The following is a 26567-nucleotide window of genomic DNA, read 5'->3' on the forward strand; positions in this document are numbered from 1 at the left end:
CGTGGCGGAGACGGTCGGCGGACGCTACGACGTCGTCGTGATCGGCGGGGGCCCCGCCGGGCTCTCGACCGCGCTCAACCTCGTCCGGGCGCGCCGCAGCGTGCTGCTGCTCGACAGCAACCGCCCGCGGAACGCTGCGACCCTGCACTCGCACGGGTTCCTCACCCGCGACGGCATCTCGCCGCTCGAGCTGCGCCGCCTCGGCCGCGAGGAGTTCGAGCGCTACGAGGCCGCCGAGGTGCACAACGCCCTCGTCACGTCGGTCGAGCGCTCCGGCGGCGAATTCGTGGTCGGCGCGCGCGGCGTGCGCGGCAGCGCGGACCGCTCGGTCGTCGCCACCGCCGTCGTGGTCGCCGCGGGGCTCCTCGAGACGCCGCCCGCGCTCCCGAGCCTGCGCGCCTACTACGGCACCGCCGTGCACAGCTGCATGGAGTGCGACGGCTACGAGAAGGCGGGGGAGGCGCTCGCCCTGATCGGCGAGACCGACGACCTCGCGGAGCGGGCCATGCTCCTCTCGCAGTGGTCGACCGACCTGATCGTCTTCACCAACGGCGTCGGGACGGTGAGCGACGCCGACGAGTCGCTGCTCGCCTCCATCGGCATCCGGGTCGACCGGCGCCCGGTCGCCGACCTCGCCGGGGAGCGCGCCGAGATGACCGGCGTCCGCCTCGTCGACGGCGACGTCGTGCCGCGCACCGGCGCGTTCGTCCGCCCCGTCTGGACGCCCGCGCTGGACTACCTGGACGCGGCCGGCCCCGACCGCGACGCCGACGGCTTCCTCCGCGTCGACGCCGGTGGCCGCACGTCCGTCCCCGGCCTCTACGCCGCCGGCGAGGTCACCCCTCCCGGCCCGCAGCAGCTGATCGTCGCCGCCGGATCGGGCGCCCAGGTCGCCTCCGCGATCAACCGCGACCTCGTCCGCGCCCGCCTCGGCGAGGCCGCCCCGGAGTCCGAGGGCAGCGTCGTCCGCGGCTCGATTTGAGCGGGATGCCCGCGTAGGGTACTGTCGTCTCTCGGCGCTCGGGTCCCGATCCGGTCGCCGCCTGGTCCCGGGATCACCTCCGGATGACCATTGGGGTATGGTGTAATTGGCAACACGGCTGATTCTGGTTCAGTTGTTCTTGGTTCGAGTCCAGGTACCCCAGCACTGATCTCCTCCGCGGCACTCCGCGCGACGCCCTCGTTCGTGGCGTCCTCGTCCGGGCCCGCCCCCTCGCGAACCGCTCTCGGCGGCGTCCGCAGTATCCCCCCTCCGGCCGACGCGGCCGTCCGAGGCGCTGTGACACGATGGAACCTGTACGTCTCTCAGGTACCCGCGTCGCGCGGGTCGGACGAAAGGTCGCCCGCCCATGGAACCGGATCTCCTCTGGATCGTCCTCGCCGGAGTCGCCGTCGGCGCACTCCTGCTGATCGCCCTCATCGGCTTCTTCCTCTTCCGCGCCTGGTACCAGGTGCCGCAGGCCGACGAGGCGATCGTGATCGTCGGGAAGAAGCAGAAGGGCGAGGACGGCCTCACCTCGAACATGACCGTCATCACCGGCGGCGGCGCGTTCGTGAACAAGCTGACCCAGCGGTCAGACCGCATCTCGCTGCGCTCCCGCCAGATCAAGATGGAGCCGGTCGCGCAGACCAAGAACGGCGTGACCATCCACCTGGCGGGCGTCGCCCTGGTCAAGATCGGGTCCACGGCCGACCAGGTCCGCGCCGCCGCCGAGCGCTTCGCGTCGCAGGACCAGTCCATCGACGTCTTCACGACCGAGCAGCTCGAGGGCGCCCTCCGCGGCGTCGTCGCCAAGCTCAGCGTCGAGGAGGTCATGCAGGACCGGCAGAAGCTGGGAGACGAGATCGCCGAGGGCATCAAGGGCGACCTGCTCGCCCAGGGCCTCGTCCTCGACTCCTTCGCGATCCAGGGCGTCACCGACCGCAACGGCTACATCGAGGCGCTCGGAGCGCAGGAGATCGAGCGTGTCCGCCGCGAGGCCGACGTCGCGCGGATCAACGCCGCCCGCGAGGTCAAGGCCCGCCAGCTCGCCACGGACGAGGCGAACCTGATCGAGCAGACCGCCTACGACAAGAACACCGCCGCCGCCAAGTCCGAGGTCGGCCGCGCCAACGCCGAGGCCGAGCAGGCCGAGAACCTGGCCCGCGCCGAGCGCGAGCAGGCCGTCCTCGTGCAGCGCGCCGAGAACCGGCAGGCCGAGCTCGACGCCGACGTCAAGCGCGTCGCGGACGCCGAGAAGTACCGCCGTCAGACCGAGGCCGACGCCGACGCCTACGGACGCGAGAAGAAGGCCGAGACGGACCGCCAGGTCGCGCAGCAGGTCTCGGACGCCGAGGCGTACGCCGTCCAGCGCCAGGCGGAGGCGCGCCAGGCGTCCGCCGCCGCCGAGGCCGCCGCCGTGAGCGCCCGCGCCGAGGCCGAGGCCCACGCACTGCGGGCCAAGGCGGGCGCAGAGGCCGAGGCGCTGCGCGCGAACGCGACCGCCGAGGCGGAGGCCATCCGCGCGAAGGGCGAGGCGAGCGCGGCGGCCATCGCGGCCGAGGCGGAGGCGCTCCGCGAGAACCAGGAGGCGATCCTGGGTCGCGAGCTCATCGGGCAGCTGCCCTCGCTCATGGCCGAGTTCGCGAAGGGCTACCAGAACGTCGGCTCGGTGACGCTGATCGGCGGCGACACGGCCGGCACCCACATCGCGCGCGAGCAGGCGGCGGGTCTCGCCGCGACGTTCGACAGCGTCAGGTCGGCGACCGGCGTCGACCTCGGCGCGATCCTCCAGGGCCAGGCCTTCGGCCGGGGGATGGCGACCGGCGGCACCGTGGTGCCGACCGGCGCGTCGGTGCCGACCGGACCGGGTGACACCCCGCGTCCGTCCGGCGCCGGCGACCCGACCGCCGTCGCCTCCACGAGCTGACCGCAGGGTCCCGCTGATTTCCGGCGGTTCCACCACCGCCGCCGTGCTCGTCGGTGGGCGCCCGTCGGCGTCCGCCCTCGAGTACGGCGTGCGGCGTTCTGCGCGACCGGGTCGTGCCCCTTCCCGGAGTCGAGCAGCCCCCGCTCAGGCCAGCGGCTTGCGCATCTGCAGGGAGGTCGTCTCGTAGCCGAGCGACTCGTACAGCGTCCGCGCGGCGGTGTTGAAGCCGAACACGTTCAGCGCGAGGGCGGAGCCGCCGCGGGAGCGGACGTGCGACTCCGCGAGCAGCATCGCCGCCCGGCCGAGGCCGCTGCCGCGCTCGGCGGCGTCGATCTGCACGTCCCAGACGTACCCGACGCCTCGAGTCCGCTCGGGTGCGGGCCGAGCCAGAGCGACCCGACCGCGCGGCCGTACTCGGAGACGAGGAGCACGTCGTGCCCGGCGGCGGGGGAGCCGCCCGGGAAGTACTTCTCGTACGAGGCGTTGGCGTTGCGCGTCGCGGCCGCCTCGTCGTCGCCCGCGCGCATCCGGTCCTCGATGTACGCCGAGCGCTCTACCCGCATCCAGGCGGCGAGAGCGGCGGCGGGCATCGGCTCGAGCGTGACGGTCATAGCCTCACGATCCCACTCCTCACCGCCCCCCGCGATCGATCCGCCGCGGACGGCCCGCAGGGGATCCGCGGACGGGCCGCTCGCGACGGATCGCCGCCGGCCCGGATCAGTCCGGGGTCCGCTCCGCGTGCTTCCGCTTCCCCAGGCGGGTGGCGAGGAACAGCAGCGTCCCCACGACCACGTAGCCCGCTGTCGCCAGCCAGACCACGCCCGTCTGCTGCGTCAGCAGCACCACGCTCGCGATGGTCGCGAGCACCGGCACCACCCGCGGCACGGAGTAGTGGGCGTGGTCGACGCGGTCCTTCTTCAGCACCAGCACCGACACGTTCGCCGCGATGAACACCAGCAGGAGCAGCAGCACCGTCGTCTCGGCGAGCGTGCCGACGTCGCCGATCAGGCTGAGCAGCATCGTCACTCCGCCGACGACCACGATCGACACCCACGGCGTGCGGCGGCCCGGCAGCACCTTCCCGAAAGCGCTCGGCAGCAGCCCGGAGGTGGCGAGCCCGAAGCCGACCCGCGACGCCATCACCATGAACAGCAGAGCGCCGTTCGCGATGGCGACCAGCGCGATCAGGCCGAACAGCCACGGCGGCACCGCCACTCCGCTCGCCGCGACCACGTCCAGCAGGGGGCCGCTGGAGGCCGCGAGCTCGTCGTTCGGCAGCACGATCACGGCGCCGAGCGCGATCAGGAGATAGACCACGGCGGCGGTGATCAGCGCACCGAAGAGGGCCCGCGGGTAGACCTTCGAGGGGTTCCGCACCTCCTCGGCCATGTTCGCCGCGGCCTCGAATCCGAGGAACGAGAAGAAGGCGACGATCGAGGCGGCGAACGCCCCCTGCAGCGGAGCGACGTCGGGGTTGAACTCGAGCACGCGGGAGGCGTCGCCGTCGCCGGAGCCGAAGAAGACCGCGGCGCAGACGATGACGATGACCAGTCCGCTCACCTCGATCACCGAGGCGACCAGGTTCGCCGTCAGCGACTCCTTCACCCCGCGCAGGTTCACCAGGGTGAGGATCGCGATGAAGACGATCGCGGTGGGGATCGGCGGCACGTCCAGCAGAGCCCCGAGGTAGTCGCCCGCGAACGCGTTCGCCAGGGAGGCGGCCGTCGTGATGCCGGAGGCCATCATCAGGAAGCCGATCAGGAACGAGAGGTACGGCTTCCCGAACGCGCGGTCCACGTAGCGCGCCGCCCCTCCGGCGTGCGGGTACTTGGTGATCAGCTCGGCGTACGTGCCCGCGGTGAGCAGGGCGACGACCAGCGCGATCAGCAGCGGCAGCCAGATCACGCCGCCCACGTCCTCGGCCATCGTGCCGACCAGGGTGTAGATGCCGGCGCCGAGCGTGTCGCCCACGATGAAGGCGAACAGCAGCGGCCCGGTGATCACCCGCTTGAGCGACGCCTTCCCGGGAGCGGTCTCGGCGGTGTCCGTCGTGTCGGTCATCCGGACACTCCACCGAAGCGGAGGGTCCGAGCGCAAGCCTCGCCGCCCGATCGCTGCGAGATTTCTCATCATCGCGACCCGTGTGGCAGGGGCCCGGGCGGCGGGGACTCCCACAGCGCGCTGATCCCAGGACTCGGGCGATCGGCCGCATCAGAGGGAGCGGACCCGGTGCGCACAGGGTGAACAGGGGGCGACCGCGCGTGCCGCCGCGCGCCCGCACTGGGTAGGCTGGAGCGCTTCGTCGTGAGTGGAGCGGTCGCGGAGGAATCATGGGCAAGAAGCGCAACCAGGGACGATCCGGAGGCGGTCAGGGCGGGTCCGGCGGTCAGGGCGGCGGCCGCACGGCCGAGACCGCGCTGATGGTGCGGTTCCGCAGCTGGTACCGCTCGCACCTCGCCGAGGTGGGAATGCAGCACGAGCACCTCGAGGCCGACGAGGCCGTCGAGGTGCTGACCGACCTCTTCGCGATGACCCGCGACCTGCGCCCGCGCGGCTCCTTCGCCCAGCCCGACGCCGAGCTGCTCGAGGCCGTCTTCGACCAGATCGAGGCCGACCTGTCGGGGGAGGAGAGCGAGGCCGACCTCGACGACACCCTCTTCACCGTCGCCGAGGTCGTCGAGCACTTCCTCGACTTCCTCACCGACGAGGACCTCTGGACCGGCACCGACGAGGAGCTGGACGAGTGCCAGGCCGTCCTCGACGAGGTCCTCGACCTCGCCGGCTCCTTCGTGGAGGCCGTGCTCGACGACCTCGCCGAGCTCGACGAGGTCCCGGCCGAGGAGCAGCTCTCCGCCGTGCGCGCCACCGCTCTCGTGCACGCCGCCGACGTCGTGGTCGAGCACCTCGCCGCCGACGACGGCGCGACCCTCACAGAGCGCGCCGCCCGCGAGATCGCGGTCGAGGCGGGCATCTCCTCCGCGGGATCCACCCCGAGCGACGACTCCGTCCGCATCCCGGTCTCGGCCTGGTGGGACGCGCTGGTCGGCTCCGCTGTGCTCGAGCAGGAGGGATCCGCCGCAGGTCTCGGCGAGGCCGCCGTGCTCTGGCGCAGCTCCGATGCCCACGAGGCCGCCGCCGAGCGCATCGCCTACGTCGCCCGCTTCCTCGAGCAGTGGATCCTCAGCGCCCAGACCGCGCTGGCGGCCGCCGACACCGAGGACGGCGCCTTCTCCCCGGAGGAGCGCGCGGTCACCACCACCGATGCCGTACTGGTCCGCATCGCGGTAGCCTGCCAGGCCGAGATCCACCCGGGCCTGGTCGTCGGCGAGCTGGTCGACGAGCTGGCAGCCGACTCCGGAGTCTCGCTCGACGAGGCCCTCGACGAGCGCGAGCGCATGGTCGGCACGGCCGAGCGGATGCTCGACGACACCGCCGAGCTCGGGCTGCTGCTGCACTCGCCCGAGTTCGGCTACGCGGTGCCGGAGGGCCTGGCGCCCGTCCTCGCCTCCGTCGTCCGCGCGACGGTCGTCCTCCTCGGAGAGCGCGAGGCCACCCGCCTCGAGATCCTCGACGAGGCGACCCAGGACACGGCGACGGCCTACGCGCTCCACGTCGCCCTGCTCGGGACCAAGCCCGTCGTCTGGCGGCGCCTCGAGCTCTCCTCCGAGTCGTCGCTGCGCGATCTGCACCTCGCGCTCCAGCTCTCGCTGGGCTGGACCGACGCGCAGCCGCACTACTTCAGCGTGGGCGTGCCCGACGAGGAGCAGGCTCCGATCGGCTCGCCGTCCGACGCGGAGGAGTTCGGCGCCGACCTCGTGGACGAGGCGGGCGTCGCGCTCGCCGAGGTGCTCGAGCAGGAGCAGGACGAGCTCTTCTACGTCTACGACCTCGAGGACGAGTGGCGCCACGTCATCCGCCTGGAGGCGATCGCGCCGCTGTCGACGGCTCTGCCGCGCTGCACGGGCGCGCGCGGCGCGGCTCCGCTCGACGTGCCGGGAGGCCCCGCGGCCTGGGCCGACACGGTGCGGGCGGCGACGGACCCGTCCTCGGCTGACCACGCGGAGGCGCTCGAGGCTCTCGGCCTCGCCGCCGGAGCATCGTTCGATCCGGCCGCGGTGGACGTCGACGGCATCAACCGCTCGCTCGGACTCCTGCGCTCCGCCGTCTGACGCCCCGCCGAAGGGCGTCATCGGAGGAGGCCCCCGCTCCCGCTCACCGCGGGCGGCGGGGGCCTCCTCCGGTGCGGGGCGTCACGGGGTGAGCAGCAGCTTGCCGATGTGGCCGGAGGAGCGCATCACGTCGTGCGCCCGCTCGGCCTCGGCGAGCGGGACCACCTCGTCCACCACCGGGCGCACCGTCCCGGCGGCGACCAGCGGCCAGACCTCTGCGCGCACCCGCGCGACGATCGCGCGCCGCTCCTCCAGGGGCCGGGCGCGGAGGGTCGTGGCGTGCACCGCCCCGCGCTTGCGCATCAGGACCCCGAGGTCGAGCGAGCCCAGCGCACCGGACTGGTTGCCGATGAACACCACGCGCCCGCCCACGGCCAGCGCCTCCAGGTCACGGGCCAGGTAGTCGCCGCCGACGGGGTCGAGGATCACGTCGACGCCGCGCCCGCCGGTCGCCTCGCGGATCCGCTCGACGAAATCCTCCTCGCGGTAGTCGATCAGGACGTCGGCCCCGAGCGCGCGGCACGCCTCGAGCTTGCGGGGGCTGCCGGCCGTGACGGCGACGCGGGCGCCGAGGGCGGCGGCGACCTGGATGCCCGTGGTCCCGATCCCGCTCCCGCCTCCGTGGAGGAGGACGGTGTCGCCGGATCCGAGCCCGGCCACCATCACGAGGTTCGACCAGACGGTGGACGTCGTCTCCGGGAGGGCGGCGGCCGAGACGAGGCCGACGCCGTCCGGCACCGGCAGCACCAGGCCCGCGTCGACCGCGACGTACTCCGCGTAGCCGCCGCCGGAGAGCAGCGCGCAGACCTCGTCGCCCTCCGAGAACCCGGTCGCGTCCTCGCCGAGCGCGACGACCGTGCCGGACACCTCCATCCCGAGGATCTCGGAGGCGCCGGGCGGCGGCGGGTAGACCCCGCCGCGCTGGCCGAGGTCGGCGCGGTTGACGCCGGCGGCCGCCACGCGGACGAGGACCTCGCCGGGTCCGGGGGAGGGCGTCGGCACCTCCTCCAGCACGAGTCGGGAGTCGGGGCCGGGGTTCTCGATGCGGATCGCCTGCATGAGGGGGATGCTACGCCGCGGGCCTCGGCGCTCGCGGTGCTCCCGTCCGGCGAGGGGCCGGCTCATCGCTGCTCCGCCAGGAACGCCAGCACCGCGTCCTTGAAGCCCCGCGCGGGCACGGTGCTGGTGTGGTCGCGGCCGGGGACGCTCACGAACCGCGCCCCCGTCTCCGCCGCCAGCAGCTCTCCGCCGGGAGCGATCGGATCCGCGCCGCCGGTCACGAGCAGCGTCGGCAGGCCGGGGTGCCGCCCGTGCTCCGGGTGCGCCCCGCCGCGGACGCCGTCGGCCACCGCCACCAGTGCCGCGAGGTCGTTGCCCTGCACGCCCTCCGCCATGCCGATGAAGGCGCGGGTGAAGCCGTCGTCGATCTCGCCACCGGAGGCGACGCGGGCCCGGGCCGCCTCCGCGTCGAAGGAGCGGAGGGGCTCGCCCACGGTCAGCCCGCCGAGGCTCAGCGATGCGAGCCGCTCCGGGTGCTCGAGTCCCAGCACCCAGCTCATCCGGGCGCCGAGGGAGTAGCCGAGGACGTGGGGCGCGTCGAGGTCGTAGGAGTCGAGCACCCGCACCAGGTCGGCCACCATGGCGTCCACGCTGTAGGAGTCGGAGTGGTGCGGCTTCTCGCTCGCGCCGTGCCCGCGCTGGTCGAGCGCCACGACGCGGTACCCGGCCCGGTGCAGCGTCCGCAGCCAGCCCGACGTCTCCCAGTTGAGAACGGCGTGGGAGGCGAAGCCGTGCACGGCGAGGACGGTCGGGGCGCTCTCCTCGCCGACGGAGTAGGTGGCCAGCCGCACTCCGTCGTCGGCCACGACGTAGACGGGCGGAGGGAAGGCGATCACTCCACCACCCTGCCCGCCGCCGCGACGTGGAGGGGGGCACCGCGCCGCGGACACGCCGGGCGGAGTCCCAGGAGCGGAGAGCCGCCGTGCCCGGTGTCCCCGGACGGTCAGCGCGGCGGACGGGTGGAGCGGGCGAAGGGCACGGCGATCCAGAGGCGCACGGTACGGCCCTGGCCGGACCGGACTCCGAGGACGACGCACAGCACGAGGTTGAGCACGGCCAGCGCGAGGATCGCCGAGATCGTCGCGAGCGGCCAGTCGGCGCCGAGCGAGTCGCGCACCGATACCAGCGCGAGGTGCAGCGGGACCAGCATCAGCTGGAGCGCGAGGTAGGTGAGCTGCCAGTTGACGGCGACCAGCCCGTTCCGGTCGCTGAGGGTGCCGATCCGTCGCCGCGACCCCCACACCATCACGGTCGCCGTGAGGGAGATCACGGGGGAGATCACCACGAAGCCGGCGAGCGCCGACAGCCCGGCGAACCAGACGGCCCGGGCGCCCTTGCGGTCCCGGGTTCGGTGCCGCAGCTCGTCGTCGTCCATCGTCGCCGCCTCCTCGCGCCGGGACCAGTCTCGCACCCGCCCCCGCGTCGAGGCGGGGGATCGCCCCCGAGTTCCGGGGGTTCCCCGGATGGGGCGGGTCCGGGCTCGTCCGTAGCGTGGAGGCATCGCCGGAGCACACCGGCAGCACCGCCGGCCCGCCCGGCGGGACCGCATCCCGCCGGGCGACCGGCACCCGAGAAGGAGCACACCGTGACCACCGACGACCGCACCGCCCGCCTCTCCACACCCGCCGACGAGCAGCCGACCGTGGACCTGGGCGCGACCGCCGTCCTCACCGAGGAGCGGCCGTCCGCCGGGGAGCGCCCCGCCGCCGAGGAGCCCGCCTCCTCGCAGCAGGCCCGCGCCTCCTACGGCACCCCCGCCGTCCCGCCCGCGGCCCTCGCCCCGGCGCCCTCGACCCCGTTCTCGCTCACCAGCCTGATCCTCGGCGTCACCTCCGTCTTCTTCGGACTGACCGTGATCGCTCCGGCCGCGGGCCTCGTCTTCGGCATCCTGGGCCTGCGGAGGGAGCCGACCGGCCGCACGCTCTCGATCTGGGGCATCGTGCTCAACTCCGTCATGCTCGGCCTCGTCCTGCTCTTCGCGATCGCCGTGCTCGTCGTGGTCGTGCTCGTGCCGCTCGCGGCCCTCGCGTCGGGCAGCGACTACCGCTGATCCGCCGCTTCCCGCGTCCCGCGCCTCCTGTCCGCTCCGGCGGCGGGAGGCGCGGTCGTTCCGCGCCCGTCGACCGGACGCTCCGCGCCCGCGTCCGCCGCCGCCCCGCGCCCCGGCGATAGGCTGGCCGCGCAGTTCGCGAGCCCCCTGCACCCTCCGGGGCCGCACGACGACAGCAACGGAGCTGGACGTGACCCTCGCACCGAGCACCCTCCCCGACCGCGACCCGGAAGGCAGAGCCCTGGACGACACCGAGACCCCCGCCACGCGCACCGAGAGCGACTCCCTCGGCTCGATGGAGATCCCCGCCGAGGCCTACTGGGGCATCCACACGGCGCGGGCCCTCGACAACTTCCCGATCTCGAAGCGCCCCATCTCGATCTACCCCGATCTCGTCCGGTCCCTCGCCACGGTCAAGCTCGCGGCCGCCCGGGCGAACACCGAGCTCGGCAGCCTCGCCCCCGCCAAGGCCGAGCTGATCGACGCCGCGTGCCGCCGCATCATCGACGGCGAGTTCCACGACCAGTTCGTGGTCGGCGTGATCCAGGGCGGCGCCGGCACCTCGACGAACATGAACGCGAACGAGGTCGTCGCCAACGTCGCACTCGAGATCGGCGGCTTCGAGCGGGGCGACTACGCCCACCTGCACCCGCTCGACGACGTCAACCGCAGCCAGTCCACCAACGACGTCTACCCGACCGCGATCAAGATCGCGATGACCTGGTCGCTGCGCCGCCTGCTCGACGAGCTGGCGCTGCTGCGCGAGTCGTTCTCCCGCAAGGCGGTCGAGTTCGGAAGCGTCCTGAAGGTCGGCCGCACGCAGCTGCAGGACGCGGTGCCGATGACGCTCGGCCAGGAGTTCCACGGCTTCGCGACGACCCTCGGCGAGGACCACGCCCGCCTCTCCGAGACCATCTGGCTGCTCGCCGAGGTCAACATCGGAGCCACCGCGATCGGCACCGGCATCACCGCCGATCCGCGCTACGGCGCAGCCGCGGTCCGCCACCTCAACGAGATCACCGACCTCGACCTCGAGATGGCGCAGGACCTCGTCGAGGCGACGAGCGACACCGGCGTCTTCATGTCGTTCTCGAGCGCGCTCAAGCGCTCCGCGATCAAGCTGTCCAAGATCTGCAACGACCTGAGGCTCCTCTCCTCGGGCCCTCAGGCCGGCTTCGGCGAGATCAACCTGCCTCCGCGCCAGGCGGGATCCAGCATCATGCCCGGCAAGGTGAACCCGGTCATCCCCGAGGTGGTCAACCAGGTCGCCTACTCGGTGGCCGGGGCCGACGTCACGGTCACGATGGCGGCCGAGGCGGGTCAGCTCCAGCTCAACGCCTTCGAGCCGGTGATCGCGCACTCGCTGCTGCAGAGCATCACCTGGATGACGCAGGCCTGCAGGACGCTCCGCGAGAACTGCATCGACGGCATCACCGCGAACGTCGACCGGCTCGAGGCCATGGTCGCCTCCTCGGTCGGGGTCGTGACGGCGCTCACGCCGAGCATCGGCTACACCGCGTCCGCCGCCCTCGCGAAGGCCGCCCTCGCGACCGGCCGCAACATCGCCGACCTCGTCGTCGAGGCGGGGCTCATGTCCCGCGAGGAGGTCATGCGGCTGATCTCGCCGGCGCGGCTCTCGGGCATCGAGGCGATGACCGCGGCGCTCCCGATCATCGACCCCGCGCCGGAGGCGTGACCGCGGCCGCGAGGCGCGCCCCGGCGTAGCTGCGCCAGGGCGCCCAGCGGCGCCCGGCCTCGGCCAGCCCGCGTTCGCCGGCGGGCAGGCCGAGCGCCGCCGCGCCCCGCCGGAGCACGGGATCCCCTGTGAGCAGGACGTCCGGATCTCCGGTCGCCCGCTGCGCCACCTCGGCCGCCGTGGCCGCGTCGATCCCGGGGACCGCCAGCAGCTGCTCGGCGAGCTCCTCCCGGTCGGCGTCGAGCCGCAGGGCTCCCTCGGCGAGCAGCGTGCAGGTCCGCACCAGCACGTCGGCGGATCCGCGGAGCACGTCGGCGGCGTGCTCGGCGATCACCGCGGGGGAGGGGAAGGCGCGTGCGATCGATCCGCTCGCCACGGACTCCGGGAGCGTCGCGCCGAGCGCCGCGACCAGCCGTGCGGCCTCCCGCCGGCCGAGCAGCGCGCGCACCAGCGTCTCGGCCGGATCGACGGAGCCGGGCACGCGGACACCGGGGCGGGCGGCGACGCTCGGAGCGAGTGCGGGATCGGCCGCGAGGGCCTCGTCCACGGCGCGGGCGTCCGCGTCCAGGTCGAGCAGCCGCCTCACCCGGGCGACCAGCGGCCCGACGTCGGCGACGGAGACGAGCGTCGCGCTGCAGCGGACGCTCTCCCCGTCCGCCGCCAGCCGGATCAGCGCCGCGCCCCCGGGCAGGACGAGCGAGCGCGCGTAGCCGCCGGGGGACGCCTCCTCGATGCCCGGGAGCGCGGTGCCGCCGAGCACGTCGAGCACCCCGGGATCGAACGGAGCCCGCACTGCCAGCCGGAGCTCCAGCGTGGTCGCGCCGTCGTGGACGCTCGCCTCGGAGCGCGTGCCGCGGGCCGAGGCGCGCAGGGCCGTCGGGGTCCGCTCGTACACCTCCGCCAGGGTCGCGTTGAACTGCCGGATGCTCGTGAAGCCGGCGGCGAAGGCGACGTCGGACACGGGCAGGTCGGTGCTCGTGAGCAGGAGCCGGGCGGTCTGGGCGCGCTGGGCGCGAGCGAGGGCCAGCGGAGGCGCGCCCAGCTCCTCGCGCAGGATGCGGCCGAGGTGGCGCGCGCCGTAGCCGAGCCGGGCGGCCAGCCCCTCGACCCCCTCGCGGTCGACCACTCCGTCGGCGATCAAACGCATGGCGCGCGCCGCCGTGTCGTCGCGCAGGTTCCACTCGGGGGAGCCGGGGACGGCGTCCGGCAGGCAGCGCTTGCAGGCGCGGAGCCCCGCCTCGTGCGCGGCGGCGGCCGTCGGGTAGAAGCGCACGTTCGCGCGCCGCGGCGTGATGGCGGGGCAGCTCGGACGGCAGTAGATGCCGGTGGAGTGCACGCCGGTCAGGAACCGCCCGTCGAACCGGGAGTCGCGGGAGGCGACGGCGCGGTAGCGCTCCTCGAAGAGCGGATCGGAGTCGGGCACGCCTCGAGCCTCGCACGCGGCGACGTCGAGCAGGAGCGGGAATCGGACACGGGCGTCCGCACCCCGGCCCTCCTCCACGCGCCCGGCGCGTGTCAACCGCCGACAGCGCACCCCGCCCGTGCCCTACTGTCGGCCCCATGAGCGCCTATCCGCCGCCCGCACCGCCCGCCACCGCCCGCCCCTCCGTCGTGCCGACCGTGCTCGGCTCGATCGGCGTGGCGCTCCTCGGGATCCTGCTGCTGCTCGTGCTCGCCTACGTGGTTCTCGGACTCGGCGTCAGCGCCGCGGGGATCTGCGCGGTCATCGCCCTCGTCCCGCTGACCGTGGTTCTGCTGGGCGTCCGCTGGGTCGACCGGTGGGAGCCGGAGCCCGCGCTGGGCCTGTGGTTCGCGTTCCTCTGGGGTGCGGCCGGATCCGTCGCGATCGCGCTCCTGGTCGACCTCGGCGTGCAGATCGCCGTCTACGCGTCCGGGCAGCAGCCGAGCGGATCCGACTTCGTCGGCGCCGTGATCCAGGCGCCGCTGGTCGAGGAGACGGCCAAGGGGATCGGCGTCCTCCTCGTCCTGCTGATCTGGCGCCGGACCTTCGACGGACCCGTCGACGGCATCGTCTACGCGGCCGTCGTCGCCTCCGGGTTCGCCTTCGTCGAGAACATCCTCTACTTCGGCAGCGCGCTGGTGGAGGGCGGTCTCGGCTCGCTCGCCGTGACCTTCTTCCTCCGCGGGGTGCTCTCGCCCTTCGCGCACGTGCTCTTCACCGCCTGCACGGGCGCGGCCCTCGGCTTCGCCTCGAACCGGCCCGCCGTCGCGCGGCTGCCCATCGCCCTGCTCGGGCTGGCGCTCGCCGCGTTCCTGCACGCGCTCTGGAACGGCTCGTCGTTCCTGGTGTCCGACTGGTTCGGCTTCTACGGCGTGGTCCAGGTGCCGCTGTTCGCGGTCGCCGTGGTCGTGGTGGTGCTGCTGCGCCGGCAGGAGCGGCGCGTGACGCTCCAGCGGCTCGACGACTACGCCGTCGCCGGCTGGCTCTCGCCGGCCGAGGTGCGGATGATCGGCACCGCGGAGGGGCGCCGCACCGCCGCCCGCTGGGCCCGGAGCGCGGGAGGGGACCGGCCGCGGGCGATGCGGGACTTCCTCCGCTCGGCGACGCGGCTCGCGCACCACCGGCAGCACCTCCTGCTCGGCCGCGGCGGACGCACCGGAGCGGTCGACGAGCAGGTCCTGCTCGACGAGCTCGTCGCCCGCCGGGCGGTGCTCACCCGCTGAGCCGGGGCCGCCCCCGCTCAGCCCCGGCGCGCTAGGCGGAGGCGCTGCGCACGCGGCGCTCGCCGGCCGTCACGGGCACGCCGAGCCGGTTCTGCGCGGGCGGCAGCGGGCAGTTGTAGTGGGGCGAGAAGCCGCACGGCGGGATGTACGCCCGGTTGAAGTCCAGGAGCACCGGACCGGGGGTGCCCGCGTCGGCCGCGCCGCCGATCCGCTGCACGACGAGGAAGCGGCCGACGGGGTAGCTCGCGAGCTCCGGGTCGTCGCTGCGGTTGGTCGGATCGCCGAACGGGACGAGGAGCGTGCCGCCGTCGTCGAACGCCGCGACCGTGTACTCGCGGGCGCGCCCGTCGTCCACGAGCGAGAAGGTGATGTCGCCGGGCACGACGAGCTCGCGGGTGGCGCCGTTGTCGCGCAGGTGCTCGAACGGGACCGTGCGATCCTCGGCGACCGGCTCGAACCACGCCTCGAGCACCCAGGCGGCGTCGAACGGGAAGGTCTCGATGGCGTCGAAGGAGCGGATGCCGTCGGAGGCCGCGTCCCAGACGCGGTAGCCGTACTCCGGCTCGCCGGTGTCGAGGTTCTCGCGGCGCATCCGCGTCAGGGTCGCCGAGGGGCCGTAGCCGGCCAGCGCCTGCTCGTCGTCGACGCTCTCGCCGGGCTCGAGCCAGCGCGTCTCGACGAGGGCGAGATCGCCCCGGGGTCCGGTGACGCGCTCGACGCGTCGGGCGAGCCACGACTCCCAGCCGGCGCGCGCCGACTCCGTGAGGTCGATCGAGGCGCGGGAGGGGGCGGTGACGCTGCTGCTCGGAGTGGCCATGGGGCGTGCAACGCGGAGCCGTCCGGTTCTCTTCCCGGTCGATGACCGGACGGCGGACGGGCTCCCGCGAGAAAGAGCTCGACGCCCTGCGGCAGCGGCAGGGCCGGCTGCTCGGACGGGGCGTCGAGCTCTTCGTGAGAGAGAGGATGCTCCTCCGCGGCGCCGAGCGCAAGAGGCATCCGGATCCCGCTGTCGGGACGGGCCGCTTCGGATCGCTCGGTAGACTGGACCGCCTGTTTTCCCGCGGCCCCCGGAGCGCATCCCGCGCCTCCCGGCCCGCGGCGGCGGACCCTCGGAAGGCGGACGATGACGGACGGCAGCACTGTGCAGGCCACCGAGCTCTCTCGGGAGCGCGACTACGTGGCGGCGCTCTACGCCCGCCTCGACGAGCTGATCGCCCAGGCCCGCGAGGCTCTGGACACCGTCCGCATCGAGAGCGTCGGCGGCAACCACCAGAGCCGCTCCGAGCGCGACGCCTACGCGCGGCTCTACGAGGACCGCATCCGCTCGCTCACCGGCGCCGACGACCGGCTCGCCTTCGGCCGGCTGACGCTCGCGGACGCCGACGCCGAGCACCGCTACATCGGCCGGATCGGCCTGCGCGACGAGGAGCAGGACACGCTGCTGCTCGACTGGCGCGCCCCGCAGTCGGCCGCGTTCTACCAGGCCACCGCCGCCCGGCCGATGGGGACGCGCGCCCGGCGCCACCTCACCACTCGGGGCCGCGAGGTCCTCCGCTTCGAGGACGAGGTCTTCGACGAGGAGCTGCTGCGCGAGGGCACCGTGCTGCAGGGCGAGGGCGCGCTCATGGCGGCCCTCGGCGCGCAGCGCACCGGCCGGATGCACGACATCGTCGCGACCATCCAGAGCGAGCAGGACCGCATCATCCGGTCCGAGCTGCGCGGCGTGCTCGTCGTGCAGGGCGGGCCGGGCACCGGCAAGACCGCGGTCGCCCTGCACCGGGCCGCCTACCTCCTCTACTCCTACCGCGACCGCATCGCCTCCTCCGGCGTGCTCGTGGTCGGCCCCTCGCGGTCCTTCCTCCGCTACATCGAGGCGGTGCTGCCCTCGCTCGGCGAGACGGGCGTCGTCCTCTCGACGCTCGGCCAGCTCTACCCGGGCCTCGACCTCGTCGAGGAGGACGTGCCCGCGGTCGCCCGCGTGAAGGGCTCGGCGCGGATGGCGGAGCTGCTCAAGCGCGCGGTCCGCTCCCGCCAGACCGTCCCGGCCGAGACCCAGGTGCTCGACGTCAACGGCGAGAAGCTCCGTCTGGAGCCGCAGGACGTGGAGCGCGCGATCACCCGGGCGCGCGACACCCGCAAGCCGCACAACGAGGCGCGCGTCTCCTTCGTCAAGACGCTGCTCTCGCAGCTCACCCGCCAGCTCGCCGATCAGCTGCGGAGCCACGGCAGCACGGTCGACGAGGCCGACGAGGCGGTGCTGCGCGAGGACGTGCGGACCGCCCACGACGTCCGCGTCGCTCTCAACACCGCGTGGATCCCGCTGACCCCCGAGAAGCTGCTGCAGGACCTCTACGCCCGTCCGAACTGGTTCGCGACGCTCACGCCGCGCTGGACCGCCGCGCAGCGCTCCCTCCTCCGCCGCGACCGCGACGCTCCGTTCACGGTCTCCGACGTACCGCTGCTCGACGAGGCCGCGGAGCTGCTCGGCGCCTACGACGACCACGCCGACGCCTCGAAGAAGGCCGAGAAGGAGCAGCGCAAGCGCGACGTCGAGAACGCGGAGGCCGCCATCCGCAACATGGGCGTCGACGGCCTCGTCAACGCCAAGGACCTCGCGGCCGGCTTCGCCGAGCGCTCGGTGCTCGGCACCACCGCCGAGCGGGCCGCGGCCGACCGCACCTGGACCTACGGGCACGTCGTGGTCGACGAGGCGCAGGAGCTCTCGCCGATGCAGTGGCGGGTGCTGCTGCGCCGCTGCCCGATGCGCTCGTTCACGATCGTGGGCGACGTCGCGCAGGCGTCCGGCGCCTCCGCCGCCTCGAGCTGGGACGCCGCGCTCCGCGACACCTTCGGCCGCCAGGGCCGGGGAGTGGAGGCGGCGCCGTGGCGCCTGGAGGAGCTGACGGTCAACTACCGCACGCCCGCGCAGATCGTCGCCTTCGCCGAGCGGACGGCGCGCGAGAACGGGCTGGAGATCACGCCGGGGGAGGCCGTGCGCTCCACCGAGTGGCCGGTGCGGACGATCCGCGATCGCGGCGACGCGAGCCTCTCGGAGCGCGTGCTGGCGGCCGTCGTCGAGGACCGGGCGATCGAGGCGGAGGGGACGCTCGCGGTCATCGCGCCCGACGACGACCTCGCCGCGATCGCCGAGCGCCTCGAGGAGCGGTTCGGCCGGGAGGTGGGCCGTGGAGCGACCGGGCTCGACCGCGCGATCGCCGTGCTGTCGACGAACGACGCCAAGGGGCTCGAGTTCGACTCCGTGATCATCGCCCGCCCTCGCCTCATCGCGCAGACCGGCGAGCGCGGCGCCGCATCGCTCTACGTCGCGATGACCCGGCCGACGCAGCGCCTCACGCTCGTGGAGTGAGTGCTCGCAGCCCGCTCCCAGACTCCGCTCCCGAGCGCCGTAGGATCGAGGCATGAGCAGCGAGAACCTGACCAAGCCCGAGGTCGACGCCCCTGAGGGCCCGGCCCCCGACACCCTCGTCGTCGAGGACATCGTCGTCGGCGACGGCGCCGAGGCGCAGCCCGGCTCGACCGTCGAGGTCCACTACCTCGGCGTCGAGTACGACACCGGCGAGGAGTTCGACTCCTCCTGGAGCCGCGACCAGTCGATCAACTTCCCCCTCAACAACCTCATCCGCGCCTGGCAGCAGGGCATCCCGGGGATGAAGGTCGGCGGCCGCCGCAAGCTGATCTGCCCGCCCGCGCTGGCGTACGGCCCGGCCGGCGGAGGGCACCCGCTCTCCGGCAAGACCCTGATCTTCGTGATCGACCTGCTCGGCACCAAGTAGCTCCGAGCACACGACGAAGGCGCAGCTCCTAGCGGGGCTGCGCCTTCTTCACGCGGTCGACCAGCTCGCGCCAGGCTCCGTCGAGCTCGGTCTCGCCGAGGCGGACGTGGTGCGTCTGCACGCGGATCTCGTAGACGAAGCGGTCGGCCCGGCCGGGGGACTCGCCGTCGGCGGCGTCCCAGGGGAGCGAGCCGAGCAGGTCGCGCCAGGCGCGCTCGTCGGGCTGCTGCTCGACGTCGACCCGCCACACCCGGCGGAGGCCGGCGACTCCGCCGCTGCGCGACACGATGACGTCCATGCGCGCGATGCTACCCGCCTCCGCCCTCGAGCGGACCGGCTCAGGCGGACAGCGTCACGCCGACCGTCGTCCAGCCGGTGCGCACGGCGGCTTCGACCTCGGAGCCGGATCCGTAGCGCTCGGCGGCGGCCCGCACGGTGAGCGCCGCGAACGCCTCGAAGTCGGCCGTCGCGGTGAGGACGCCCCCGGTCAGCACGTCGTACCAGACCTGCCCAGCGCGCTCCCACGCCTTCCCGCCGAGGGTCGTCGCCGCCACGGCGAACGCGCGGTTGGGGATCCCCGAGTTGATGTGCACTCCGCCGTTGTCGTCGTCGGTCTCGACGTAGTCGGCCATCGAGCCCGGCTGCGGGTCGGAGCCGAGGACGTCGTCGTCGTAGGCGGTGCCGGGGGCGATCATCGACCGCAGGGCCGTGCCCTGCACCTCGTCGGTGAAGAGCCCCTCGCCGATCAGCCAGCTCGCCTCGTCGGCGCTCTGGCCGGCGCCGTACTGCTCCATCAGGGCTCCGAACACGTCCGAGACCGACTCGTTGAGCGCTCCGGACTGGCCGCGGTAGACGAGGTTCGCCGTGTACTCGGTGATGCCGTGGGCGAGCTCGTGGCCGATCACGCTCTGCGAGACGGTGAAGCGGCGGAACACCTGGCCGTCCCCGTCGCCGAAGACCATCCGCGAGCCGTCCCAGAAGGCGTTGTCGTAGTCGTCGCCGAAGTGCACGGTCGCGTCGAGCGGCAGCCAGGCGTCGTCGATCGAGTCGCGGCCGTACGCACCCTGCAGGAAGGCCGACATCGCGCCGAGGCCGTCGTACGCCTCGTCGACGGCCGCATCCCCCGTGGCCGCCTCGCCCTCGCGGCGGACGACCGTGCCGGGCAGCGTCTCCTCGGTCCGCGCGTCCGCGATGGTGCGCTGGAGGGACTGCACGCGGGTGCGCGGCGAGGACGTCGCGGCGGCGGTCGGCGCCCCGCGGTCGGGCGCGGGCTCTCCGGGCCGGACGCGCCGGAACGGCACGTCCTGCTCGAGCGAGCGGCTCGCGGCCCGCGCGGCCCGGGCGAAGGCCGGGTCGTCGAGGCGGGCGATGCGGACGAGGAGGTACGGCGGCACGACGGTTCGTCTCATGCCCCGATCCTGGCACCGACGTCCGACACGGTCCCGGGCTCGCCCGGCGGGCCCGCATGCGGTAGCGCCGAGCGGTAGCGTGAGCGCGACGAGCGGTTTCCAGCGATCCGGGGCCAGGCCCCGAGGACGACGAGGGCGGACATGGGCATCATCACGCGGGGCTTCTTCGGCAAGAGGGAGGCGGACCCGGACCTCCCGCCGGGCCAGCACCTCGAGAACGGCTTCCCCGTCCTCTCGATCGGGCCCACCCCGAACATCCACGAGTGGGCCTTCTCCATCGACGGCGGACCCGCGGGCGTGCGCCGCTGGAACCGGGAGGAGTTCGACGCGCTCCCGCACGAGGACGTGCACACCGACATCCACTGCGTGACCCGGTGGTCGAAGCTCGGCACCAGCTGGCGCGGCGTCTCGGTCGACACTCTGCTGGAGGGCCTGGAGACGGACGCCGGCTTCGTCATGGCGCAGAGCTTCGGCGGCTACACGACGAACCTCCCGCTCGCCGAGATCCGAGGCGGGAGGGCCTGGGTCGTCACCGAGTTCGAGGGGAAGCCCCTCGCGGCCGAGCACGGCGGCCCAGCCCGGCTCCTGGTGCCGCACCTCTACTTCTGGAAGAGCGCGAAGTGGGTGCGGACGCTCCGCCTGATGCCCGGCGACGAGCCCGGCTTCTGGGAGCAGAACGGCTACCACATGCACGGGGACCCCTGGAAAGAGGAGCGCTACTGGTGATGTGGACGGAGGCGGTGGCCGAGTCGGTCGCGCCGCTCACGCCCACGTCGCGCCTCCTGGTGCTCCGCGTGCCCGGGTGGCCGGGCCACCTGGCGGGGCAGCACCTCGACGTGCGCCTCACCGCGCCCGACGGCTACCAGGCGAGCCGCTCCTACTCGATAGGCGCCCCGGCCGACGGGGAGCGGGTCGAGCTCGCGGTCGAGCGGCTGGACGACGGGGAGGTCTCCCCGTACCTGGTCGACGGCCTCGAAGCGGGCGACCGGCTCGAGATCCGCGGTCCGATCGGCGGCTGGTTCGTCTGGCGTCCGGAGCAGGCGGAGCCGGTGCAGCTGATCGCGGGCGGGAGCGGCGTGGTGCCGCTGATGGCGATGGCGCGCGAGCACGCCCGGTCCGGGAGCGCGGCGCGGATGCAGCTGCTCTACTCGGTCCGCTCGCCCGTCTTCGCCTACTACCGCGAGGAGCTGGCGGCGCTCGCCGAGCTGCCGGCCGCGACGGGCGGAGTCGCGGTGGACCACGTCTTCACCCGGGTGGCGCCGGCGGGAGCGGCGCGTCCGGCCGGCCGCGTCACTCCGGAGCTGCTCGCCGAGGCGGCTCTGCCGGCCCCGCTCGAGCCGACCGTCTACGTGTGCGGCCCGTCCTCGTTCGTCGAGGCCGTCGCCACCGCCCTGGTCGAGCAGGGCCACGCGCCCGAGCGCGTCCGCACCGAGCGCTTCGGCGGCGCCTGACGCCTGTCCCCGCGAGGCGCCGCGCCCCGGCGGCGCCTCGGGGGGAGGGATCACTCGAAGGAGACGGTGCGGTTCTCGCCGATGTCGGGCTGTCCGCCGGTGACGGCGGCCTTGAGGACCTTGAACAGCACGACCGGACGGGGCTCGTCGGTCGCCCACAGCTCGACGGTCTCGGCCTCGACGCGGATCAGCGCGACGGTCGGGTCGTCCTTGCCGTCGGGGAACCAGCCGGCGACGGCCGGGGACCACAGCTCGTCCACCTTCGCCGGGTCGTGCACGACAGTCGCCGAGCCGGCCACCGACAGGTAGCCCTTCTTCGACTCGAACGCGACGTTGACGCTCGGGTTCGCGCGGATGTCGTCGACCTTGGGCGACGGGTCCTGCGTGAAGAACCACAGTTCGCCGTCGAAGTCGATGTCCTGGGCCTTGAGCGGACGGCTGACGAGCTGCCCGGTGGCGTTGACGGTGGTGAGGAGCCCGATCCCGGCGCTCTTCACCATCTCGGTGATCTGCTCGCGGTCGTCGGAGTCGGCGGGAGTGATGTCGGTGTCGGTCATGGTGCCGACGCTACGCGGACCGTGCGCCGCCGCAAGGGGTGGCGACGCCTCACCGCGCGTGTCTAGCGTCGAGGCATGGACACCGAATCGACGTACACCGCCATCCTCGACAGCGGAGCGGAGCAGGAGAGCATCCGCCTCGAGATGATCGACGGCTCCCCGCAGCGCTCCTTCACCCGCCTGGCCGACATCGACGGCGAGGAGGTCGAGGTGGTCTGGGAGCTGGAGCCCGACGACGACGGCTTCCACGTCTACCGCCCGGTGCGGGTCGAGGGCCGCGACGACGACAGCGGACTGGTCTCGGACGACCGGCTGACCGACGGCGGCGGCGCCGACGCGGCCTCCGGCGACTGATCCCCGGCGCGCCCGTCCGCCGGCCTGAGCCGAGCGGGCGGGCGCGCTGTCCCATCCGGCTCGAGGGAGACGCCCCTCCGCTCAGGCCGTCGGGTGCAGGGCGTCGTACCCACGGAACCCCGGTCGGAGTCGCAGCACCGCGGCGAGGATCGCGATGATCGCGAGCCCGCCCGCGAGCGGCGGCAGCCAGAGCAGCGCGAGCGAGGCGAGCAGTCCCGTGTAGAGGTCGCCGACCCGCGGGCCGCCCGTCACCACGACGATGAACACGCCCTGGAGCCGACCCCGCATGTTGTCGGGGACCGCGGTCTGCAGCATCGTCTGCCGGAAGATCGAGCTGACGTTGTCGGAGGCGCCCGCGCCGGCCAGGGCGACCGCCGCCAGCGCGATGAGCACCGCGTTCGGCGCCGACGCGTCGTGCTGCACGAGTGCGGCACCGAGCAGGACCGCGCCGAACGCGACCACGAACGCTCCGTACACCTGGATCGAGCGGCCGATCGCGAGGCCCTGCCGGCGGACCCCGGTCAGCCGGCCGGAGAAGACGCCGCTGATCAGCGCCCCGATCGCGAACGCGGCCGTGAGCGCGCCCACTGTCACCGCGCCTCCGCCGAGCAGCACGGCGGCGGCCGCCGGGAAGACCACGCGCGGCTGTCCGAAGGTCATGGCCACGATGTCGACCAGGAAGGACATCCGGATGTTCGGGGCGCCCTTCAGGAAGCCCAGGCCGTAGCGGAGGGACTCCAGCCCCGGCCGCTGCCGCTCGCCCTCGGGCATGAGCGCCGGCAGCCCCGCGATGCCGAGGAACGCGGCGAGGAACAGCACGACGTCGATCGTGTACGTGATCGCGAAGCCGGAGGAGGCGACCAGCACGCCGGCGACGGCGGGCCCCACGGTCACCTCGACTCCGCTCGCGATGCCGCCCAGCGCGGCGGCGGCGGGGACCAGCTCGGTGCGGAGCAGCCGCGGAGCCAGCGTCATCCGGGTGGTCACGATCACCGTCGTCGCCACCGCGTTCACGGCGGTGAGCACGTAGAGGGAGAGCGGGGTCTCGGCGCCGAGCCAGGCGAGGACCGCGATCCCCGCGGTCGAGCCCCAGGCCACGACCGCGGCGAGCAGGAGCACCAGGCGGCGGTCGAACGCGTCGGCGAGCATCCCGCCGTAGAGGCCGGCGATCACGGTCGGGACCAGCGCCACCACGCCGACCAGCGCGACCGCGAGGGTCGATCCGGTGAGCTCGTAGATGTGCAGGCCGACCGCGACGATCGTCATCTGGCCGCCGATGCCCGAGATCACGTTGCCGGCCCAGAGCCGGGCGAAGGCCGGGGACTCGCGGAGGGGGGAGACGTCGAGGACGTGGCTGCGCCGGGGGGCGCGGGGGGTCTGGCTCACTCGCTCCATTCTGCTGACTCCGCCGCCCCGGCGGGCCGCGTCGCGTCGATCCGGGGGCTCAGGGGTCATCCCCTAGGGTGAGAGGCATGAGCACGTCATCCGACGGCGCGCCCGGGCGTCAGGGTCCTCCTGCCCCGCGAGCAGCCGGAGCCGCCCCCTCGCGACGCTCGATCCGCACCGCCGCCGAGGCGGGCGCGCGTCGCGCGGCGGCCGCCACGGGCGGTCGGCGCAGCTCCACGGGCGGCCTCCGCGCCGGAGCCGCTCGGACCGGTGCCACGGCCTCGGGCGCTCGCGGGTTCCTCCGCCGCTACGGAGCCGGGATCGTCTCGGTCCTCCTGGCCGTCCTCGCCGTCCCGCTGTCGTTCTTCGTCTGGTACGCCCTGATCTCGCTCGGCGCCTACCCGGGCGACCAGGCCGTCAGCGACCTGCTGGTCGGCGTGCTCTACACCGCGCTCGTGCACGCGGTCCTGCTCGCCGGGATCCTGCTCGCCGTCTCCACCCTCCGCGCCCGGCGTCGCGAGAAGCGCCCGCCGATCGCCGGCTGGATCGGCGTGGTCCTCAACGTCCTCGTGCTCGTCTACTGGCAGCTGCTGGTCTCGCCGTGGCTCGTCGTGCTCTGGAACCGGGCCACCGGCTCCTGATACCGCCCTCCCTCTGGTAGAGTCGTCCGGTTGCCGTTCGACGGCCGCGGATCAAGAGAGCCCACGCATCAGGCGCCGGGCACCGCGCAACGAGAGAGAGGGGATCCCATATATGGCACTCGAAGCAGATGTCAAGAAGGCGATCATCGAAGAGTACGCGACCCACCCCGGTGACACCGGATCCCCCGAGGTGCAGGTGGCCGTCCTGACCAAGCGGATCAAGGACCTCACCGAGCACCTCAAGGAGCACAAGCACGACCACCACTCGCGTCGTGGTCTGCTGCTGCTCGTGGGTCAGCGTCGTCGACTCCTCGGCTACCTGTCGGATGTGGACATCAACCGCTACCGCTCGCTGATCGAGCGTCTCGGTCTGCGCCGCTAGCTCCTCCTGGAGCAGGGCGCGGTCTCGATGACACCGCGAACTTCTTGCCGAACGGGCCGTCCTCCTCGCGGAGGGCGGCCCGTTCGCGTTCCCGGGCGGACGAGGCGCGCGGCGCCGGTCAGGGCAGGGGAGCGGGGCGGTCGACTCCGCCCCACGAGTAGCCGCTCGAGGCCGAGAACCAGTCGGCCGCGGCCCGCTGGAGCGCCGTGTCCTCCTCGGGGCGGCCGGGAGCCTCCACGGCGTCGACGAGCCCGGGCAGGGCGATCCGCCAGGCCGCCGCGCTCCGCTGGGCGCGGGCCCAGTGGCGCGCGCACACCGGGTCCTCGGCCGCCGCGGCGAGAGCCCGCGGCGAGGTCACCCGCCAGCCGGTGTCCGACTCCGCGACCACGACCGCGCAGGTGAGCGCGGCGCCGCGGATGATGCTGTCGGGACCGGCGGAGGGGCCGATCGCCTGATCCTGAGCCGCGACCACCGCGGTGAGCGCGAGCTGCAGCCGGGTCGAGGGCTCGTCGGGCCGCGGTCGGATCCTCCCGTCGCCGGCCGAGACCGAGGCCGCCGATCCGGGTGCGAGGAGCAGCCCGGAGGAGGACTGCGACGCGTGCAGGCTCAGCAGCCCCGTCACTCCGTCCGTCCCGCTCGTCACGCCCCGCACCGAGGCGTCGCCGAGACTCCAGACGACGGGGGTGCGGTTGTGGATCGTGAGGCGCCGGTGGTCCTCGTCGAGGCAGGCCACGAGGTGGCCGGCCGGCACGCCCGCTCCGCCCTCGAAGGCGGACGAGGCGGCCAGCAGCTCCCGGGCGTCGTCGCACTGGGCGGGGGCGTCGGAGGCGGCGGCGGCCTGGTCGGCGACCGGCGCCCGGGGGGCGAGGGAGCCGTGCACGCTCGCGACCGCCGCCGTGGTGAGCGCCGCGGCGGCGAGGAGGAGGACCACACCGCGCCTGCCCATCCTCCGCACCTCCTGGTCGGAGGCTAGCCCGGCGCGGGCGCTCGGGCCAGCGCTGCGAGGGGCTCGCAAAGTGTCCGGCAGGAATTCTTTCGAAGAATCTCAGACCGGGTGCATCCGAGGAGGCGCCTCGGCCGGAAGTAGTGGTGAAGGCCCTTCTCGACCACCCCCCGACCCCACGCGGGTCCCATCGTGAAAGAGGAACACCGTGACCACCTCCCGCTTCTCCCGCAGCCTGCTCGCCGGTGCCTGCATCGGAACCCTGGCCGTCGTCGGCATCGCCGCCACGCCCGCCGCCGCCGCCGACGCCGACTCGGCCGACCTCTCGGTCCTGCACGCCGTCCCCGACACCCCGGTCGACGTCTACGTCGACGGCAAGCTGACGCTCGACGACTTCACCCCCGGCTCGCTCGCCGGCCCGCTCGACCTCCCCACCGGCACCTACAAGGTCGCCATCACGGCCTCCACCGCCGCGGACGCCAGCGCCCCCGTGATCGGCCCGATCGACATCAGCCTCGAGGCGGGGAAGAGCTACACCGTCGCGGCGCACCTCAAGCCGGACAACACCCCCACCGCGACCCTCTTCACCAACGACATCTCGAAGACCGCCGCGGGCGAGGGCCGGCTCACGGTCCGCCACATCGCCGCCGCTCCGGCCGTGGACATCCTCGCCGGAGGGTCGCCCGTCCTGACGAACGTGACGAACCCGAACGAGGGCGTGCTGAACCTCGCCCCGGCCACGATCTCGACCGTGGTCGCCGCGACCGGGACCACCGCGCCGGTCATCGGCCCGGCCGACGTGCAGGTCCAGGAGGGCGTGAACACGATCGTCTACGCCTGGGGCAGCCTGGAGAAGGGCAACCTCGCTCTCGCGACGCAGACCATCGATGGACTGCACTCCTCGCCGTCGGGCGTCCCCGCCGGTGAGGCCGGCCTCGCGGCGGACAACCGCCCCGACGCCGCCGCGGGCTGGTGGGGCGGAGCACTGCTCGCCGCCCTCGCCGCTGCCGGCGCCGTGCTGATCGGCCGCCGCACCGCCGCCTCGCGTCGCTGACCCGAGGATCCGACCGCCGGGTCGGCCG

26 protein-coding genes and 1 tRNA gene are annotated in these 26567 nt (G+C 73.8%); 15 read left to right on the top strand and 12 right to left on the bottom strand.

Features of this window, described 5'->3' with window-relative positions:
* The first annotated feature begins 1 nt into the window (after position 1).
* The 3 genes from C5C55_RS05830 (at position 2) to C5C55_RS05840 (ending at position 2909) form a co-directional block, all read left to right on the top strand.
* On the top strand, positions 2 to 982 hold the full coding sequence (locus C5C55_RS05830; RefSeq protein ID WP_104276156.1) for an NAD(P)/FAD-dependent oxidoreductase: 981 nt from the start codon (positions 2 to 4) through the stop codon (positions 980 to 982).
* Between the two features lie 91 nt (positions 983 to 1073).
* A tRNA-Gln gene (locus tag C5C55_RS05835) sits at positions 1074 to 1145 on the top strand.
* Between the two features lie 204 nt (positions 1146 to 1349).
* Positions 1350 to 2909, top strand: a complete 1560-nt coding sequence (locus C5C55_RS05840) for a flotillin family protein (RefSeq protein ID WP_104233236.1) — start codon at positions 1350 to 1352, stop codon at positions 2907 to 2909.
* Positions 2910 to 3053: 144 nt separating this feature from the next.
* Here C5C55_RS05840 and C5C55_RS16940 read toward each other — a convergent pair whose 3' ends face one another.
* Positions 3054 to 3476: an N-acetyltransferase gene (locus tag C5C55_RS16940; RefSeq protein WP_104233237.1), complete on the bottom strand. Its 423-nt coding sequence runs from the start codon at positions 3474 to 3476 to the stop codon at positions 3054 to 3056.
* 150 nt (positions 3477 to 3626) lie between these two features.
* Positions 3627 to 4970, bottom strand: a complete 1344-nt coding sequence (locus tag C5C55_RS05850; protein ID WP_104226270.1) for an APC family permease — start codon at positions 4968 to 4970, stop codon at positions 3627 to 3629.
* Between the two features lie 269 nt (positions 4971 to 5239).
* Between C5C55_RS05850 and C5C55_RS05855 the strand changes: the two genes are divergently transcribed.
* A complete protein-coding gene (locus C5C55_RS05855; RefSeq protein WP_104233238.1) occupies positions 5240 to 7078 on the top strand; it encodes a plasmid pRiA4b ORF-3 family protein in 1839 nt (612 codons plus the stop codon).
* An 81-nt stretch (positions 7079 to 7159) separates the two neighbouring features.
* Here the strand turns inward: C5C55_RS05855 and C5C55_RS05860 are convergent, their stop codons facing one another.
* The 3 genes from C5C55_RS05860 to C5C55_RS05870 form a co-directional block, all read right to left on the bottom strand.
* On the bottom strand, positions 7160 to 8137 hold the full coding sequence (locus tag C5C55_RS05860; protein ID WP_104233239.1) for an NAD(P)H-quinone oxidoreductase: 978 nt from the start codon (positions 8135 to 8137) through the stop codon (positions 7160 to 7162).
* Positions 8138 to 8199: 62 nt separating this feature from the next.
* The gene (locus C5C55_RS05865; RefSeq protein WP_181028772.1) at positions 8200 to 8973 is read right to left on the bottom strand and encodes an alpha/beta fold hydrolase; all 774 of its coding nucleotides are present in this window, start codon (positions 8971 to 8973) and stop codon (positions 8200 to 8202) included.
* 107 nt (positions 8974 to 9080) lie between these two features.
* Positions 9081 to 9512 (bottom strand): DUF4870 domain-containing protein, encoded by a 432-nt coding sequence (locus C5C55_RS05870; protein ID WP_181067783.1) that lies wholly within the window; start codon positions 9510 to 9512, stop codon positions 9081 to 9083.
* 210 nt (positions 9513 to 9722) lie between these two features.
* Here C5C55_RS05870 and C5C55_RS05875 point away from each other — a divergent pair, with 210 nt between their 5' ends.
* Together C5C55_RS05875 and C5C55_RS05880 are read left to right on the top strand one after the other, a co-directional pair.
* Entirely contained in the window at positions 9723 to 10187 is a 465-nt protein-coding gene (locus C5C55_RS05875) for a DUF4190 domain-containing protein (protein ID WP_104233242.1), read from the top strand.
* A 241-nt stretch (positions 10188 to 10428) separates the two neighbouring features.
* Complete coding sequence (locus tag C5C55_RS05880) at positions 10429 to 11883, top strand: aspartate ammonia-lyase (RefSeq protein ID WP_258062860.1); 1455 nt, start codon at positions 10429 to 10431, stop codon at positions 11881 to 11883.
* Here the strand turns inward: C5C55_RS05880 and C5C55_RS05885 are convergent.
* On the bottom strand, positions 11858 to 13306 hold the full coding sequence (locus C5C55_RS05885; protein WP_181067784.1) for a DNA-3-methyladenine glycosylase 2 family protein: 1449 nt from the start codon (positions 13304 to 13306) through the stop codon (positions 11858 to 11860). The genes C5C55_RS05880 and C5C55_RS05885 overlap by 26 nt on opposite strands.
* A gap of 137 nt (positions 13307 to 13443) precedes the next feature.
* Between C5C55_RS05885 and C5C55_RS05890 the strand changes: the two genes are divergently transcribed.
* The gene (locus tag C5C55_RS05890; protein WP_104233243.1) at positions 13444 to 14568 is read left to right on the top strand and encodes a PrsW family intramembrane metalloprotease; all 1125 of its coding nucleotides are present in this window, start codon (positions 13444 to 13446) and stop codon (positions 14566 to 14568) included.
* A gap of 31 nt (positions 14569 to 14599) precedes the next feature.
* Here the strand turns inward: C5C55_RS05890 and C5C55_RS05895 are convergent, their stop codons facing one another.
* On the bottom strand, positions 14600 to 15385 hold the full coding sequence (locus tag C5C55_RS05895) for a DUF1684 domain-containing protein (protein ID WP_104233244.1): 786 nt from the start codon (positions 15383 to 15385) through the stop codon (positions 14600 to 14602).
* Between the two features lie 306 nt (positions 15386 to 15691).
* On the opposite strand from C5C55_RS05895, the gene C5C55_RS05900 reads away from it, so the two are divergent.
* The gene (locus tag C5C55_RS05900) at positions 15692 to 17935 is read left to right on the top strand and encodes a UvrD-helicase domain-containing protein (protein WP_104233245.1); all 2244 of its coding nucleotides are present in this window, start codon (positions 15692 to 15694) and stop codon (positions 17933 to 17935) included.
* A gap of 52 nt (positions 17936 to 17987) precedes the next feature.
* A complete protein-coding gene (locus tag C5C55_RS05905) occupies positions 17988 to 18362 on the top strand; it encodes an FKBP-type peptidyl-prolyl cis-trans isomerase (protein ID WP_104226280.1) in 375 nt (124 codons plus the stop codon).
* Between the two features lie 28 nt (positions 18363 to 18390).
* On the opposite strand, the gene C5C55_RS05910 is transcribed toward C5C55_RS05905, so the two are convergent.
* Together C5C55_RS05910 and C5C55_RS05915 are read right to left on the bottom strand one after the other, a co-directional pair.
* On the bottom strand, positions 18391 to 18660 hold the full coding sequence (locus C5C55_RS05910; RefSeq protein ID WP_104233246.1) for a protealysin inhibitor emfourin: 270 nt from the start codon (positions 18658 to 18660) through the stop codon (positions 18391 to 18393).
* Between the two features lie 40 nt (positions 18661 to 18700).
* Entirely contained in the window at positions 18701 to 19771 is a 1071-nt protein-coding gene (locus tag C5C55_RS05915; protein WP_104233247.1) for a M4 family metallopeptidase, read from the bottom strand.
* A gap of 141 nt (positions 19772 to 19912) precedes the next feature.
* Between C5C55_RS05915 and C5C55_RS05920 the strand changes: the two genes are divergently transcribed.
* Positions 19913 to 20497 (top strand): molybdopterin-dependent oxidoreductase, encoded by a 585-nt coding sequence (locus C5C55_RS05920; protein ID WP_104224820.1) that lies wholly within the window; start codon positions 19913 to 19915, stop codon positions 20495 to 20497.
* Entirely contained in the window at positions 20497 to 21222 is a 726-nt protein-coding gene (locus C5C55_RS05925) for an FAD-binding oxidoreductase (protein ID WP_104233248.1), read from the top strand. Before C5C55_RS05920 ends, C5C55_RS05925 begins: the two co-directional genes overlap by 1 nt.
* Before the next feature lie 50 nt (positions 21223 to 21272).
* Here C5C55_RS05925 and C5C55_RS05930 read toward each other — a convergent pair whose 3' ends face one another.
* Complete coding sequence (locus tag C5C55_RS05930; protein WP_104224818.1) at positions 21273 to 21779, bottom strand: pyridoxamine 5'-phosphate oxidase family protein; 507 nt, start codon at positions 21777 to 21779, stop codon at positions 21273 to 21275.
* Between the two features lie 75 nt (positions 21780 to 21854).
* Between C5C55_RS05930 and C5C55_RS05935 the strand changes: the two genes are divergently transcribed.
* A complete protein-coding gene (locus tag C5C55_RS05935; RefSeq protein ID WP_104224817.1) occupies positions 21855 to 22133 on the top strand; it encodes a hypothetical protein in 279 nt (92 codons plus the stop codon).
* An 81-nt stretch (positions 22134 to 22214) separates the two neighbouring features.
* Here the strand turns inward: C5C55_RS05935 and C5C55_RS05940 are convergent, their stop codons facing one another.
* On the bottom strand, positions 22215 to 23519 hold the full coding sequence (locus C5C55_RS05940) for an MFS transporter (RefSeq protein WP_258072506.1): 1305 nt from the start codon (positions 23517 to 23519) through the stop codon (positions 22215 to 22217).
* A gap of 86 nt (positions 23520 to 23605) precedes the next feature.
* Here C5C55_RS05940 and C5C55_RS05945 point away from each other — a divergent pair, with 86 nt between their 5' ends.
* Positions 23606 to 24160 carry a hypothetical protein gene (locus tag C5C55_RS05945; protein ID WP_104233250.1) on the top strand — a complete coding sequence of 185 codons (555 nt, stop codon included), beginning with the start codon at positions 23606 to 23608 and terminating at the stop codon, positions 24158 to 24160.
* Positions 24161 to 24272: 112 nt separating this feature from the next.
* On the top strand, positions 24273 to 24542 hold the full coding sequence (gene rpsO / locus C5C55_RS05950) for a 30S ribosomal protein S15 (RefSeq protein ID WP_068252328.1): 270 nt from the start codon (positions 24273 to 24275) through the stop codon (positions 24540 to 24542).
* 118 nt (positions 24543 to 24660) lie between these two features.
* On the opposite strand, the gene C5C55_RS05955 is transcribed toward rpsO, so the two are convergent.
* Positions 24661 to 25488: a hypothetical protein gene (locus C5C55_RS05955; RefSeq protein WP_146080897.1), complete on the bottom strand. Its 828-nt coding sequence runs from the start codon at positions 25486 to 25488 to the stop codon at positions 24661 to 24663.
* Between the two features lie 205 nt (positions 25489 to 25693).
* Between C5C55_RS05955 and C5C55_RS05960 the strand changes: the two genes are divergently transcribed.
* Entirely contained in the window at positions 25694 to 26539 is an 846-nt protein-coding gene (locus tag C5C55_RS05960) for a DUF4397 domain-containing protein (RefSeq protein ID WP_104224813.1), read from the top strand.
* The last annotated feature ends 28 nt before the right edge of the window (positions 26540 to 26567 follow it).

The organism is Rathayibacter sp. AY1C2 (assembly GCF_002931195.1).
Classification (GTDB): Bacteria; Actinomycetota; Actinomycetes; order Actinomycetales; family Microbacteriaceae; genus Rathayibacter.

What these genes read in the sequence shown, in the direction of transcription:
- C5C55_RS05840 (WP_104233236.1), top strand. Translation starts at nt 1,350, where the DNA reads ATGGAACCGGATCTCCTCTGGATCGTCCTCGCCGGAGTCGCCGTCGGC.
- C5C55_RS05955 (WP_146080897.1), bottom strand. Translation starts at nt 25,488, where the DNA reads ATGGGCAGGCGCGGTGTGGTCCTCCTCCTCGCCGCCGCGGCGCTCACC.
- C5C55_RS05900 (WP_104233245.1), top strand. Translation starts at nt 15,692, where the DNA reads ATGACGGACGGCAGCACTGTGCAGGCCACCGAGCTCTCTCGGGAGCGC.
- C5C55_RS05915 (WP_104233247.1), bottom strand. Translation starts at nt 19,771, where the DNA reads ATGAGACGAACCGTCGTGCCGCCGTACCTCCTCGTCCGCATCGCCCGC.
- C5C55_RS05935 (WP_104224817.1), top strand. Translation starts at nt 21,855, where the DNA reads ATGGACACCGAATCGACGTACACCGCCATCCTCGACAGCGGAGCGGAG.
- C5C55_RS05870 (WP_181067783.1), bottom strand. Translation starts at nt 9,512, where the DNA reads ATGGACGACGACGAGCTGCGGCACCGAACCCGGGACCGCAAGGGCGCC.
- C5C55_RS05910 (WP_104233246.1), bottom strand. Translation starts at nt 18,660, where the DNA reads ATGGACGTCATCGTGTCGCGCAGCGGCGGAGTCGCCGGCCTCCGCCGG.
- C5C55_RS05920 (WP_104224820.1), top strand. Translation starts at nt 19,913, where the DNA reads ATGGGCATCATCACGCGGGGCTTCTTCGGCAAGAGGGAGGCGGACCCG.
- C5C55_RS05925 (WP_104233248.1), top strand. Translation starts at nt 20,497, where the DNA reads ATGTGGACGGAGGCGGTGGCCGAGTCGGTCGCGCCGCTCACGCCCACG.
- C5C55_RS05855 (WP_104233238.1), top strand. Translation starts at nt 5,240, where the DNA reads ATGGGCAAGAAGCGCAACCAGGGACGATCCGGAGGCGGTCAGGGCGGG.
- C5C55_RS05890 (WP_104233243.1), top strand. Translation starts at nt 13,444, where the DNA reads ATGAGCGCCTATCCGCCGCCCGCACCGCCCGCCACCGCCCGCCCCTCC.
- C5C55_RS05860 (WP_104233239.1), bottom strand. Translation starts at nt 8,137, where the DNA reads ATGCAGGCGATCCGCATCGAGAACCCCGGCCCCGACTCCCGACTCGTG.
- C5C55_RS05930 (WP_104224818.1), bottom strand. Translation starts at nt 21,779, where the DNA reads ATGACCGACACCGACATCACTCCCGCCGACTCCGACGACCGCGAGCAG.
- C5C55_RS05850 (WP_104226270.1), bottom strand. Translation starts at nt 4,970, where the DNA reads ATGACCGACACGACGGACACCGCCGAGACCGCTCCCGGGAAGGCGTCG.
- C5C55_RS05945 (WP_104233250.1), top strand. Translation starts at nt 23,606, where the DNA reads ATGAGCACGTCATCCGACGGCGCGCCCGGGCGTCAGGGTCCTCCTGCC.
- rpsO (WP_068252328.1), top strand. Translation starts at nt 24,273, where the DNA reads ATGGCACTCGAAGCAGATGTCAAGAAGGCGATCATCGAAGAGTACGCG.
- C5C55_RS05895 (WP_104233244.1), bottom strand. Translation starts at nt 15,385, where the DNA reads ATGGCCACTCCGAGCAGCAGCGTCACCGCCCCCTCCCGCGCCTCGATC.
- C5C55_RS05905 (WP_104226280.1), top strand. Translation starts at nt 17,988, where the DNA reads ATGAGCAGCGAGAACCTGACCAAGCCCGAGGTCGACGCCCCTGAGGGC.